Annotated in this window: 9 protein-coding genes; 2 read left to right on the top strand and 7 right to left on the bottom strand. The window is 36.9% G+C overall.

Going from position 1 to position 14,537, the window contains the following annotated elements:
- Positions 1–204 precede the first annotated feature (204 nt).
- The gene (locus tag HMPREF3230_RS06600) at positions 205–678 is read right to left on the bottom strand and encodes a hypothetical protein (protein ID WP_075523607.1); all 474 of its coding nucleotides are present in this window, start codon (positions 676–678) and stop codon (positions 205–207) included.
- Between the two features lie 111 nt (positions 679–789).
- A complete protein-coding gene (locus HMPREF3230_RS03655; protein WP_075523606.1) occupies positions 790–2,001 on the bottom strand; it encodes a restriction endonuclease subunit S in 1,212 nt (403 codons plus the stop codon).
- Between the two features lie 536 nt (positions 2,002–2,537).
- Between HMPREF3230_RS03655 and HMPREF3230_RS03650 the strand changes: the two genes are divergently transcribed.
- Together HMPREF3230_RS03650 and HMPREF3230_RS03645 are read left to right on the top strand one after the other, a co-directional pair.
- A complete protein-coding gene (locus HMPREF3230_RS03650) occupies positions 2,538–3,494 on the top strand; it encodes a ParA family protein (RefSeq protein WP_075523605.1) in 957 nt (318 codons plus the stop codon).
- The gene (locus tag HMPREF3230_RS03645) at positions 3,491–5,041 is read left to right on the top strand and encodes a ParB/RepB/Spo0J family partition protein (RefSeq protein ID WP_075523604.1); all 1,551 of its coding nucleotides are present in this window, start codon (positions 3,491–3,493) and stop codon (positions 5,039–5,041) included. The genes HMPREF3230_RS03650 and HMPREF3230_RS03645 overlap by 4 nt, the downstream gene beginning before the upstream one ends.
- 79 nt (positions 5,042–5,120) lie before the next feature.
- Here HMPREF3230_RS03645 and trxB read toward each other — a convergent pair whose 3' ends face one another.
- The 5 genes from trxB to HMPREF3230_RS03620 form a co-directional block, all read right to left on the bottom strand.
- Complete coding sequence (trxB, locus tag HMPREF3230_RS03640; protein WP_075523603.1) at positions 5,121–6,065, bottom strand: thioredoxin-disulfide reductase; 945 nt, start codon at positions 6,063–6,065, stop codon at positions 5,121–5,123.
- A 24-nt stretch (positions 6,066–6,089) separates the two neighbouring features.
- The gene (locus HMPREF3230_RS03635) at positions 6,090–9,035 is read right to left on the bottom strand and encodes a protein kinase family protein (RefSeq protein ID WP_075523602.1); all 2,946 of its coding nucleotides are present in this window, start codon (positions 9,033–9,035) and stop codon (positions 6,090–6,092) included.
- A 141-nt stretch (positions 9,036–9,176) separates the two neighbouring features.
- Complete coding sequence (gene murJ / locus HMPREF3230_RS03630) at positions 9,177–11,057, bottom strand: murein biosynthesis integral membrane protein MurJ (RefSeq protein WP_082266270.1); 1,881 nt, start codon at positions 11,055–11,057, stop codon at positions 9,177–9,179.
- A complete protein-coding gene (locus tag HMPREF3230_RS03625; protein ID WP_155642898.1) occupies positions 11,054–13,777 on the bottom strand; it encodes a DUF6049 family protein in 2,724 nt (907 codons plus the stop codon). The genes murJ and HMPREF3230_RS03625 overlap by 4 nt, the downstream gene beginning before the upstream one ends.
- Positions 13,728–14,504 carry an NUDIX hydrolase gene (locus tag HMPREF3230_RS03620; RefSeq protein ID WP_075523600.1) on the bottom strand — a complete coding sequence of 259 codons (777 nt, stop codon included), beginning with the start codon at positions 14,502–14,504 and terminating at the stop codon, positions 13,728–13,730. Before HMPREF3230_RS03620 ends, HMPREF3230_RS03625 begins: the two co-directional genes overlap by 50 nt.
- Positions 14,505–14,537: the final 33 nt, after the last annotated feature.

Genomic DNA, 14,537 nt, shown 5'->3' with positions numbered 1-14,537 from the left:
TAAATACCGTTTCGCTTTTTATTGTTCGTTAAGTTTTTCCCGCGCCTCACTAGTACATGATGTGCGCGAATTACATTGTGTTTGAAATTACATTGTTAATAAAATCTGCTTTTTAATCCTGAAGATTATATGTGTTTGAAGTTCAGGAGTTGATTTCGGTAATACTTGTATTTCTTGCGTCTAGCTTCGATTTCTGCAGGCAAACTAACTTGCATCATCGTCAACCCACTCTATATCTTGCTCCACTTGCCAAAAAGTCTTATCATTCCAAATTTTTGCATTAATAAATTCATCAACAGGATATTTTTTATTATCACCTTTCCACGAATATTCTTTGCCATTTTCACGCATCTCATATAATTTCAAATCAAGATGATTTTCGTTAGACCATCCTTCTAGAAAATACAGTATCCCTTTGTAACGGAACCAAAGTTCATCGCCATAATATATATGATCCACAAATTCTTGAACATTACCATTTTTCAATTTCAGGCACTCCTTTAAAGTATTTCTTATATTTTTCGTACTCTTCTTTTGCAATACGATGCGATTGAGGTATGTATATGCTCCTACAGATTTTGGAGGCTTTGAATCAGCTGAAAAACAAGAAGAACCCCCAGGTTTGAGCACTGTTAGTAGGCTTAGGGGGCTGCTATTGCTTACGAGTTTAGCAGACATTTTTTACCTCCTCAATCTCTTCGGCGAGTCTCACTAGAAATGTAATTTATGTAAATTGTAATACTAAATAAGCTTTTATAGTTTGTTTTACATAAATTGTGCATAACTACATTACGCACGCTTGAAGTTCAGGAGTTGATCTCGATAGTACTCGTATTGCTTGCGTCTAGCTTCGATTTCTGCAGGCAAACCTTGAGTTAAATCATTGCACAATGCGTCAAAACGATCCAGAATTTGTACGATTTGACGCTGTACGTCAAGAGGTGGAATGGGGATTGTTATTCCTTTAATTGATTCTGTGCTTGCATGAACGACCTTGCTCTTAACTTTTCCAGAACTTTTTTGCAAACGAGCGTTAGTAGTTGATAATGCATAGCTCAAATACTTAGGATTTTGATTATGCTTTACGACAACAATATCTCCGCCAGCTAAACATTTTTCATTACCAACATAAGCGCATGATTTAGCAATGTCTTCAACGCTCTCACCAGTAATTGCAAATAAAATATCCCCATGTTCAAAATACTTTTTATTAGTAATTAAAGATTCACTTGTATGCGAAAAGCAAGAATCAAACCACAAATTATATTTAGTATAAATTTCCCCGTATCTAACGCACGGTATTCCAGTAGAAGTTACCTGATCTTTTTTAATTCCAGAACCTCTGAATACATTCGTGGCAATATCGCCAATCTTCTTATACTCCACGCCAGTAGGGCAGTAGCGTGAGATAAGCGAGTGTAAAGGATTGTTGTCGTCAAATGTAAGCAAAGTATCTCGATAGTATTCGTATTGCTTGCTTCGAGCTGTAAGCTCTGCTGTAAGATTCTCTGTAAGTTTTGTTGTAAGCTCTGTGAACGTGTCTAAAATCCGCACAATCTCCGCTTGCACGTCAAGAGGTGGCACTGGGATTTCAAAATCTTTTATGCTTGAAATATGCACATGTGGTACGCCGCCACCTTTTTTCGTGGCATAAATAGCTTCTTGCTTACTAAGCAAAACATAATACAAAAATTTAGTTGACGTTAAATCATCTATACCTTTAACAGAAAAAGCATCGCAAACAAAAATAGGTTTATCCCAGTATTGTACAAACCCTGCTCCAGCGCCACTTCCAGCAACAGTGATAGTTTCGCCATTTCGGTTAGAAATATCACAATAATAAGCAGGCTCACGACCTCCAGAAATCACAGGAATATCCCCAGGATTAACACTCTTTTTTGTAACAGTCGTGCCACGCTTCATATCTGACACTTCACTTAGTGCCTTATACTCCACACCGTTTGGGCACAATTCGGCAATTAGATCCTCAAGTTTGCTCATAAATCGCACCCTTTCAAAATAAGTTAAAATACTCAATGATTTAACTATATAACAGTGCTCTAAAATCAAAAACATTTTTTCAATGCGCAAGTTATGTGTAGATCATGTGCAAGTTGTATTTAAGTTCCACGTAATTTATATTTAAGTTTTGCGCAAGTGTTGTTCTTCTCTCATCTTCAAATTTTATTTTTCTAGGTCATAAACAAAATAAATCTTAAATAATGCGTGAAATTGCCTTGTTTCACGTGGAGCTGTTGTGTTTCACGTGAAAGTATTGAGAAAAATTGTTAGTTATTGTTTTGTCTAATTTTATTTTGTTTCATGTGAAAACAATTGCATTTTAATATATGAACATTTGGAATTTCCGTTATTTTTCAAGGTTTTACAACAGTTGTTTGCGATGTTTCATTCGTTTTATTATGTAGATTTGTTGTGTTTCACATGAAACGATATTCGATTTTTACGTGTTTTATGTCCATAGAAGAATAGAAACTTAACACTACATGTTTGTAAAAAGAGGGTGGGGGTGATACGTAGTGGTTGAGTCTGCATCAGAAACAATTAAGCGTATTTTTGGAGATTCTGGATCTTCGCTTGGTAGCGAATTAGCAGACGTAGTTTCTCGATATCATGCGCTTGAAGGAGTAACGTACCCTCATCCTTCAAAAACTCGTTTTATTGCTGTTGCAAATCAAAAAGGCGGAGTTGGTAAAACAAGTTCAACTGTTAATCTTGCTGCTGCTATTGCCGTAGGTGGTTTACGCGTTCTTGTAATAGATATGGATCCTCAAGGTAATGCATCAACAGCGTTCAACATTCCTCATGCTTCAGGAGATGTTTCTGTATATGATGTTATTGAGGGGCGCAAGACTATTAGTGAAGTAAAGCAAACTTGTAAAGATGTTCCAGGTGTAGATGTAGTTCCTGCATCAATTGATCTAAGTGGCGCTGAATTAGAGCTTGCGGATATGGATAATCGCAATAATCTACTTAAAGATGCTCTTAGTGAATTCATGAAAAATAGTGAAGAACATTACGATTATGTATTTATTGATTGCCCACCTTCACTAGGATTGCTTGTTATAAATGCTATGTGCGCAGCACAAGAAATGCTTATTCCAATTCAAGCTGAATATTATGCTCTCGAAGGATTAGGGCAGTTGATTCGTACTATTGGATTGGTCCAGAAACATTACAATCCTGTTTTAGTGGTTTCTACAATGCTTGTGACAATGTTTGATAAGCGTACTCTGCTTGGTCGTGAAGTATATCAGGAAGTGAAAAATCATTATCCTAATATTGTTCTTAATACAACTATTCCTAGGACTGTGAAGATTTCTGAAGCTCCAAGTTTTGCTCAAACTGTTATTACATATGATTCACGTGGAACAGGCGCTGTTTCTTATCGTGAAGCTGCTTTAGAAATTGCGCAACGTTCAGAAACAGTATTGTCGGTTATCTCTGCAAAAGAAGAGGAGAATAATAAACGATGAGTGGCATGAAATCTCGTTTAGGTAAAGGATTAGGCGCATTATTCCCAGCATTGCCAGGTGAAGATGACTTAGTATCTCCTCAAGTGGAAAATCAAAATGTTTCTCGTGAAACAAGCGATAACTCTTTATTAGATTCAAAGAAAGACTCTCGCAAAATAGGTGATTCTGATAGCAGTGTTCAAAACAGCGGGGAGAATGGGGATAATACTGACGAAAAAGTTAATTTGAACGCAGATGTAGAGCAAAGTTATACGAAAAGTGAAAACAATGCTCACATCTATTCATCTAAATTAAGCGTTTCACATGAAACTAAAGTTCCTAGTATGAATCGCTCTATTGCTCCTCACAGCGATGAATCGCGCAATATTGGATTTAATAATAATGAATCGACAATATTAAAAAATACTGTTCAAAGTAAAAAGAATTCTAAACCTTCTAAAAGATCTTCAATGCCATCTCTTGAAGATGTTACAAGACCTATTGATTTCTTCTTCGGAGATTCCGCTGAAAGAACATTTGTAAGTGATAAAAATAAGAGTGTTTCACATGAAACGAACAATAATTACAATGGTTCTGCTGAAGATAAAAATAATACAGAAACCGCGCAAAATCAAGGATTAAAGCCTGTTGAAGGTGGATATTTAGAGTATATTAAGCCTTCCGATATTGTTCCTAATGCGCAACAACCAAGATTGATTTTTGACGAAGATGAACTCAAAGAACTTGCTGCTTCTATCAAGGAAGTTGGAGTTCTTCAGCCTATTGTTGTGCGAAAAATAGAAGAAAGTGATTCTTCAAACAGTGAAATAAATGTAGTTTCACGTGAAAATAGCGAAAGCTTAGATAATTCTCAAAACAATGGATCATCTTCTAATTCTTCTTATAAAAATGAGTCAGCTCACTATGAGTTGATAATGGGTGAAAGGCGTTGGCGCGCTTCTCAATTAGCTGGTTTAGATGTTGTTCCTGCAATTGTTCGCACTACGCCTGATGAAAATATGCTCCGTGATGCCTTGCTGGAGAATTTGCACAGAGTCGCTTTGAATCCACTAGAAGAAGCAGCTGCTTATGCGCAAATGATTGATGATTTTGGCTTAACACAAGCTCAGCTTTCTCAATCAGTATCTAAATCTAGACCTCAAATTGCAAACACTTTGCGCTTACTTAATTTGCCAGCTTCCGTTCAAAAGCAAGTAGCTTCAGGATTGCTTTCTTCTGGTCATGCAAGAGCATTATTAGGTTTAGAGAGTCCTGAAGAAATGGAATCAGTAGCTCAGCGAATTATTGACGAAGGCTTATCTGTGAGAACTACTGAAGAAATTGTTTCACTAAAAGGAGTCGAAGCAGGTCGTAGATCTACTCCGACTCGTAGAGCGCGTAATGATAGATGGTCTTCATCTCCTATTCGTAGCCAATTGGAAAAACATTTTTCTACGAAAGTTTCTATTAAAGGAACTCCTCAGCATGGACATATTGAAATAGTATTTTCTTCTCCTGAAGATATGAAGAGAATTGTTCAAATGCTTATGCCAAATCAAGCAGAATAGACTCGCATAGAATCACTATGCTAAAGCAGATAAAGACGCAATAACGCAATAAAACGCGATAAAACGCGATAAAACGCGATTAGTTTTCATCTAATTCGTTTAAATATGCTTGTGCATCAAGAGCTGCATGACATCCCATTCCAGCAGCTGATACAGCTTGACGGTATACGTTATCTACAACATCTCCTGCTGCAAATACTCCAGAAACTGAAGTCTTAGTTGAAGTGCCTTCTACTTTAATAGTTCCATCGCTATTAAGTTCCAAAGCTCCATTCAAGAATTCAGTCGAAGGAGTATGTCCAATAGCAACAAATATTCCAGATGCTTCGATTTCTTGAGTTTCGTTTGTTTTTACGTTTCTTACAGTAACAGATTGCGCATCTGAATCAGATCCATTTACAGATTCAACAACACTATCTAAAACAAACTTAATTTTTTCATTTTCTTTAGCGCGATCGACCATAATTTTCGAAGCGCGAAACTCGTTACGTCTGTGAATTAAAGTAACGGAAGATCCAAAACGAGTCAAGAATTGAGCTTCTTCAAAAGCGCTATCTCCTCCTCCAACAACAACAATTGGTTTACCGCGGAAGAAGAATCCATCGCAAGTCGCGCAATAAGATACTCCGCGACCAGAGTATTGTTGCTCGCCAGGAACGCCCAATTTGCGCACTTGTGAGCCCGTAGAAACAATAACAGCGTGTGATTCGTATATTGAGCCATCACTTAACGTTACGCTTTTTACAGGCTTTAAAAAGTCCACGTTTGTGACATCGTCAAAAATAATTTCTGCACCAAATTTTTCTGCTTGTTTTTGCATCGCGTCCATAAGATCTGGACCTAAAATACCATCTGGGAATCCAGGATAATTCTCTACTTCTGTGGTATTTACTAGCTGCCCACCAGGGGTAAGTGCTCCAGCAATAACTAACGGATTGTATCCTGCACGCCCTAAATAAATTGCAGCAGTGTATCCTGCAGGACCTGAGCCGATAATAATAACCTTGCGTAATTGCGCTTCCATATAAATTCCCCTTTATTCTAAACTTTAATAAATCCTTGCAGAATTTATGTATAAGCTGTTGTTCGGTAAACTATTTGCCGGAACCCAAAGTAGAAAGTCTTGAGCTTTAATTGGCTTATTGAATTTAACTTCAGTTGTGCCGCTTTCATCAAATGTAAATTCTGCAACCTGATCGCCTTTAGTAGGGTCATTCTTAGTGTTTGCAAAAAGATATCCATGACCGCCTGAAGAACGAATTGAGATAACAAATCTATACGCTTCTTGAGGCTGAGTCAAATGCATATAATATCCATATCCATTTTGATGAGATGGTTTGCTTAAGAACTGACGTATATCAATTTCAAAAGGAGTATTGTTTACAGGAATATTAGGCGCAGGAACAGCCTTAACAGTTTTATGACCTTCAGGTACTTTGTGTCCTTTAGCTTTTTCTTCTGGGAGGATTCCGCGACTTCCAAAAGGAACGTTATTTATATTTTCAGAATCCCACGGATTAGAATTGTTGAACGAAGATGATGATTCATGAGATGACAACAATCCATGTATTGCAAAGAATGATCCAACAATAATCAATAGCAGCATTATGCTAATTGCTATAAATTTAGTAGAAAGACCTACGAAAATCTTTGCATCTGCAATATCTTCACCGTTTTTGCGTATTTGCTGCTTTTTAATACTAGCTGCATGCTCTCTAGGCTCAAAACTTGGTGGAAGAGATGAAAGTGAAGAAACTGTATGCAAATCCATATCTGTATCTTCAAGTTCTTCTTCACGCAAAGCGCGCGCTGATTCTTCTCCAGGAGCTATAAAACGACTTTGATTATCTACAACAGGTACGCGCCCTGTAAACTCTGATTCCTCACTTAAGAATGCGTTTGCACGGGCTATAGGCTCTGTGTGGCGCGAGTTTTGAATAAGCAAATCATCAAAATCAAAAGTGGAAGAAGCTATTGCTGGAATGTGATCGAATGTTTCGCCTTCTTCGTTAGAAGATTGTGCATTCGCGTTCTCAGAATCGCTAAAGTTCTCAGAATCGTATGAATTGTTAGAGATAGAAGAATCATACAAGTCGGAATCATCGGATTTCGACTTCAAACGACTTTTATTTCTAGAAATATTGCTTATATTCTGCTTGGAATTATTCGAGCGATTATTTAATGAACTATTAGAATTATTATCTTCTAAGTTTTTTTCTGAATTATCTTGAGCTATTTCATCATCATTTTTTATAACATGTATATTTCGTTCAGACATAGGGAAAATAGAATCGTCTGCATCTAATTCAGTTGGAGCAAGTATATTAGCCATTTCTGCAGCAGCAATATCATGAAAATCTATATCTACATTTGTGTTTGTGTTTTCAAGTTCTGATGAATCAATATTATTTTCATCGCTATTATAATTTTCGTATTTTTCTTTAGACTTATTTTTAGAATTTTTACGAGAATTGCGCTTGAATAGTGTTCCAAGTGTTTTGCCAGCTTTTCGTATGCTTGTGCTTGCAGCAGCAAATCCAGAAATAGACATATTTGCCGCGCTAGTTTCGCTTGACGCAACTGGTGCAACGGATGAAGCAGCTTGTGATGATTTGATGATGCTGCTGGCAAAAGATAAAGCTCCAATAGCAGCTTTTGCTCCTTTAGATGCTTTAGTCCCAATAGCTCCAATAGCAGTATTTTTATTGGCTTTAGTTACTTTATTTACGTTTGAAGCTTGTACGTCAGATGAGTTCTTCCCGTTTTTAGAAGAACTGTATGCACTATCAGCGTTTTTTTGAATATCGTCAGATGATGTCGAAGAACTACTAGATATTTGTGAAGATTCATCTTTTAGCATAGATGGAATATCGTTCTCATCCTTACTTAAATCTTTACGTGGAGTCTCATTTAAATCGTCATTTGTTTCATTCCGTGAAGAATCACGTAAATCTGATGAAAAATCATAATTTAATAAATCAGGATTTTCTGCTTGTTGTATAGCAGAATTAAAGCCATCGTTAAATTGATCTTCACTTTGTACAAGATCTTCAGGGAAAGGCAATATAGAATTCTTATCTTCTGCTTTCAATTCAATCAAGCTAACTGAAGCAGCTCCTTCTAACCTTGGAAGCAAGATATCTTGAGCACGAAGCGATCTAAGTGGCGTGTATTTACCTAATAGCGCAGAAAGCTCAGCAATAGATGCCATTGGTATTATATTAGGATTCTTGTTTGAATCTGCTACTTGTGATTCGCATAATCCACGTTTACAGATCATACGAAATTCTGAAGGAACATTTTCGCTAATGCGTGATAATGAAAAATCGTGTAAGTTCTTTGAAATAGTGCGTGTGAGAAGAGAGTAAAGCAATGCAGATAATTGTCTTGTTGCAATTCGCTCATAGGATTCTTGAGATGGCGAAGACTTTTCTAAATCTTTGGAAGAGGTATCATCCTTAGCATTATTCAGTAAAGTTAAGTCTTCAATCATTGGGCTAATTGGAGTATCTGCTAGCTCAATGCCATTTGTTGTAATACGAACTGTATCTGTTGAAATTGCGTGATGTGTAATGCCATTAGCGATCATTTTACTTACAATTCCAGCTGTTTCTGCAACAATAGTTCGTATTGCCTCGTAGCTAAGAGGATTGATAGGACTTATTGGCTTAGATTGTCTTCTTTCTTTTGAATTATTGTCTGCAAGATAATCACTTATGCTTAATCCGGAATCTAAAGCTGTAATAATAATTGAGATATCGTCAATATGCTGTAATTGCAGTACTTGTGTGAACTTGCGGCTACGCGCTAAAGCGAGGGTTGATGCAATAGTGTTCACATCTGTTAGGAATCTGGAATCGCGTACGATGAAAAGTTGGCAATCGCGTTCCAAAATATTGTCGCTAGCTTGCCAAACTTGGAGTTCCTCTTCGTTACGCAATGGGGATACTAGCGCATAACGATTGAGAATTATATCTCCTAAACGAGGTTTCATCTATTCCTCTTCCTAATTGTCAAAATAGTAAATTCATATGCTATTACCAATATTCTAGTGGTACTTATGTCATATGCGCGTCATACTTTTTGTGGATATTGTAAATATTTTCTTATATGACGTATTTGTAGTCAAAGTAAACTATTTTTTACGAGTTGATGTAACAATTCGCGGCTTACGATGATTCTTTTGATTATTGGAAGAGGTGCGTAAATATGATTTTTTATTTTCTATATTTGCGCCTGTGAAAGCTTTTTCGTCATTGCTTTTGTCACTAGTTTCATCAAGAGCAATTTCAGTGCTATCGGCATTTTTGTTAGCTTTACTAATAACTTTTTGAACAAATTTTAATGAAGATAGTGCAGGAATTTTTGTTGCAACTTTCAATACAAACGAATTGTATAAAGTAGTTAATTCTTGAGTTTTAAGTAAAACAAGAGTACCAACGTATGAAACAATAATAATAACAGTTAAAATAACGCAAACTAAAATTGCGCGAATCCATCTTACTGCTCCGTGAAGTTGAGGCATTTCAACGTTAATTATTTTCATAACAGGTATGCGAGCTAATAGTGTTATGCAAATTGAAACAGCAGTAGCGATAGCAATTTTAATATGCGTAGATAAAAGTCTTGAATCGTCTAAATTATTATTGAAGCGTCTTCTTAGCATCCATATAAGAGCAGGGAATGTGAGCAAAAATTCTATAGTTACTGACGAGCTTAAAACAGCTACCCATTGTGTTGGAGGGAAGAATTGTATGCAAACAATAAGTACTACTAACTCTGTTACTACTCCAGCTAAAGTAAATATGAATGGCTGCTTACCGTCTTCAAAAGCGTAGAAAGTGCGCTGAATAATCAAATACGCACTAGCAAATGGCAGGCTAAAAGAAAGTAGCATTAAAGGAGTAGACATGAAATAAGCTTCTTTAAGGCTAATCGATGGTAATAAAGCTAAAGAAATTGGCGTTGGCATTGTTACGAACGCTATGAGGAAGAAACACATAAGTATGCTTACGTGTCTTAAAGAATCACTTAAATCTTGCCGTGCTATAGCTATATTATGCGTTGCAACAGCCTTTGAAATTTTCGGGAAAATTGCAGTTGCTACCGATACTGCTATCAGCGAGTAAGGAAGTAAGTAAATCGTATATGCGTTTTGGAATGTTGCGTTACCTGCTACGTCAAATTGGTTAATTCCCATAGTTGTTTCGGCAAGTTGAGGGGCACTAGTAATTGTGTGTGTTGTAACCATAACAGACAATTGATTTACTATGACAATCCCTATGCTCCATGCTGCAACAGGTCCCATAGAACGCAATCCAATACCCTTTATACCCCAGCTAGGTTTATATACGATTCCGATTTTTGTAAGAGGTATAAAAAGCAGTAATGCTTGAATTGCAACTCCTAAAGTCCAGAATCCTGCAGTTAGTAAAAGTCTGCTATTGCTCCAGAACGATAACGGTTGAGTTGTGGCTCTGCCGAAAAGAACTATAAAAGTGCCAAATCCAATGCAACTTACAATGTTTGCTGCAACTGAGCTCCACGCATACATTGCAAATTTGCCTTTTGCGGCAAGAATCTGCCCTAAAACTGTATATAATCCATAGAAAAATATCTGTGGTATGCACCATAAAGTGAAAGCGTTAGTTAGAGCTAACATTTCTGGTCCACCGCCAGCATAAAGCCACGTTATTACAGGAGTTGAAACACCCATTAGAAGTGTGACTGCTAATAGCATTGTTATAGCAAAAGTAATTAGCTTGTTAAGTCTATCTTTTGCATCTTTCTTCTCAAGAGTGCGTACGATTTGCGGTACTAGTACAGCGTTAAAAATACCTCCAGAAACGAGCGCATATATGAGTTGAGGGATAGTTGATCCAGCTTGATAAGCATTAGCAGCTAGTCCTGTTGTGCCTAGTGCTGCTGCAAGTAGGATTGTGCGAATTTGACCTGTGATTCTAGAAGCCGCAGTGCCACTTGCCATAATCATTGAATTGCGACCTACTGAACTCATTCGTCTGGATCCTTTTTACGATGGAATTGTCTGTAAAGCCCCCATATGCCGAGAGCGAAAGCAAATATTATGATAATCGTACCGCTTTTATCGCTAATTTGCAGTGTGCTAGTAATAGTAGTTGAGTTAGTTGTTGAAAAAGTGTGATGTTGCCTATCTTCTAACCTAAACAAAGCCTTTACTTGTGCTGATGTAGTAACGCGTACAGGTAAAGTCACTTGAATTTCACTGTCTGCTGGAATGCTCACTATTTGTGTTCTACCCAAAACAATTTCCATAGATTTAGTTGTTGCAGTGAGATATACGCGAATAGGGTATGGATGTGCGTTGCTGATTGTTACAGGCAAGGATGCTGTTTCGCTAAATACTGTTATGTGTGGCGGAGGAACTATGCGAATTCCAGATAATAAGCTATTTACGAGAGTTTGAGTTGTGAATTTTTGTGTTGCGCTCGCATTGTTTGTAGGTTGTTGTGTTTTTTTGTTTTTGCTTTGAGAAGCGTTTGATTTTGGTTCGTTAGTTTTTTCTGTGTTAGTTTTTTCTTCGTTAGCTTGTGTTGAGTTGGTTTTTTCTTCGTTGCTTTGATTTGCTATTGAACTGAATGAAGACGAATGTGTTTTTGCGTCAAAATACGGTTTTCCGTCATAATGGAGTATTTCTTTGAATGCCATCGAATCGAAAATATCAATAAGCTTTTTGCTCCATATTTTTGAGTTACTTGTTTTGCTCAGAGCACCCATTTTTGCATGCTGTTTTGCTAAAGATTGAGCATCTCCAGCATCACTTTTTTCTTTTTGAATTGCATTATTATCTAAAATGTCATTCGTAAAACTTATTAAATTCTCTCGAGATTTTGCTAATTCGCGTAATTTATCATTTCTTGATTTTGCACTCTCGCTGCTTAGACCGCTATTGAGTGGAATAACCTTTCTTGAATTTTCGTTATTAAAAGGTTCAGATGAAGTTAATGATTGAAGATTTTTTAGATCAATCCAAGGCGATTTTTCGAGAGCGTTCATCACATTGTCGATTGATTTTGCGCTTGTATTTGTTGCAAAAGTTATAAGAAGATTTCTAGAAGCATACGGTTGCTCCATTTGATAAAAAGCACTTTGCGCAACTAATCTACTTATGCGTCCTGCTTCAGTGGATTCTGCTGATGCATAATCGCTACTAGCTTGCCCATTAGCTAAGTGTGTTAATACATTTTGAGAAGCAAGAACGTTGATTTCTCCAGAATTTGTTTGTATGTTATACACGCCTGTATTTGTTGCAAAACGATTTGCATTAGGATCGAATCCGTGTGTTGCAATAACAGTGTTGTATCCGCTATTTTTAGCTTGTACGAGCGCGTTAAGAGTCCACTTGCCATTCGTTTGCCATGCGAATACAGGAGTTTTTCCGTTTACGCACTCGCTGTCATTTTGAGAAAGTTTTTGTGAAGGTTCTAACGATGAATATATTGAACAAGTTTCTTTGAGTGACCATTCATTTGGAGTGATTCCAGCAGATTTATAAAGTTCAAAATTAGAATCATCTGCATAAGAACTTATATCAAAACCTGCTTTTTGCATGAACGCACTAGGCCTATAAAGTATTCTTGCTGCTTTTAGCGTGTAAGGGTCAGCTATAGTTTGCAAAAGATTATGTTTTTCTGCAAGATCAACTTGTTTAGTAATGCGATTTAGTTCGTTGTTATTCAGCGATACTTTCGCGCGTATGTTATATGGGAAGCTAATAATTTTTTCTTTTTTTAACGTATTTTTCTTATTAAGTTTTTTTGTGTTATTTGAGTTATTTGTGTTATTTGAATTATTCGAATTATTTGCTTGAGCTGCGGAATCGCCGGTTTTTTCGTGATCGTTGCTGTTTTCCCCAGAATGTTGTGAATTAGTTTTACTACTATTTTTTGGATTATTTTTTGGATCATTTTGTGCATTATTAGGACGATTATTATTTACAATTTCGTCTGACTGTTGAGTGTCAATAGTTGTTTTCCAAGAATCAGGATTTGCAAGTATTGGCATAATAGCAGTCATGCCGATAGGAGGAGTATTGGTATTAGAAAGACCATCGTTAGAACGAGTTAAGAAAGTTTGCACAGAAATGATATGGCTTTCGTCTGTTGAAGTGTATAAAACTAATAAAGGTTTTGGACCCCATTGTTTTATGGTTGCAAGATTAGGCGAGTCTGAGGGAACATCTACGTTAACAATTCGATTACTTTTAGCAGCCATGGTATCTACTTGCGATTTTCCAAGTAATTGCCGTGTGGGTATGTGTGATTCTCCTTCTGCCCATTTTTGTATATCTGTTCTAGACGTGAAAGTGTAATAAGGATTTACGAATACGCTTATAGTTCCTTCCGGAAGTGTTTGATTTTTAGCGGTGTTTATAGATATTGATAAATGATATCCGCTTTTATCTGTAACTATTGCAGTAGAATCAGTTATTTTTAAAGAAAGACCTTTGCTAAGAGGATTAACGTGTTTATAAGCGTGTCTTTTTGGATTTGCTATTAAATGTTTTTTATGTAATTCTTCAGCTTTAGCAACGTTTGAGGAGTCAAAACTGAAGAATAGTGAGCTTGCAACACATGCTATGCATAATGCGAAACACAAAATCACTATGCACGCATTATTGTAAAAACGTTTAAGTGAAGTTGTTTTATTATTCGCAATTTTCATATCTGTTAGACCGCCTGTTTGACTTTCTAGCATACAGCCACGCTATTTTGCGTTCGTTAGGATAACTAAGAATATTATTAAGCTCGGAAAAATCAACCCAACGAGCTTCTTCAGCTTCATGATCGGGATCTCCTAACACTGATATTTCGCCGCTTAAATATCTTAAAGCAAAATGGTGAACTAATTTATGCACTCGTTGGCTTGTGCCTGTAAACCAATAATCAATAGTTGCGATTGATTCCACAATTTCACCTAATATGCCTGTTTCTTCGTGTATTTCTCTTACGGCAGTCTGTTGTGGTGTTTCGCCTTTTTCTATATGTCCTTTTGGTAAGCACCATTCCAGGTGTCCACTACGTGAATGTCTAGCAATAATTGCGACACGCCCGAGCGAGTCAAAAACAAGTCCTCCAGCAGAATATTCGCGTACTATTGGCAAATCCTGTGTGTCTAAAGAAGCGAAAGTTTTTGGCACTTCTGCATTTCTACGCTGTGGCATTATTGCAGGAGAAGGTGCAAAAGAAATCTGCTCATTGATGAAAGATTCTTCTATGTGAATTACGTTTTCTTCAACGTCTTCACCTGACGAAAATACAGGTATATCAATGAAAATAGAGGATTCTTCGCTTGTGATTTTTTGTTTATGAGATGATATTCTCTTAGCTAAATCGAGTGGGGTTATAGATGCTTTAGCACGTGTTTGGGTATGGTTATTCGAAGCTCTGGCGAGCATGCGTCTTAAGTCTTCGGGAGTAACCATACAATCCACCATACTCAATCCGCTGTGCATTGG

The organism is Gardnerella vaginalis, from assembly GCF_001563665.1.
Classification (GTDB): domain Bacteria; phylum Actinomycetota; class Actinomycetes; order Actinomycetales; family Bifidobacteriaceae; genus Bifidobacterium; species Bifidobacterium vaginale_A.
The sequence above is the reverse complement of the archived record's forward strand: the minus strand, read 5'-3'. Positions and strand labels throughout refer to the sequence as shown.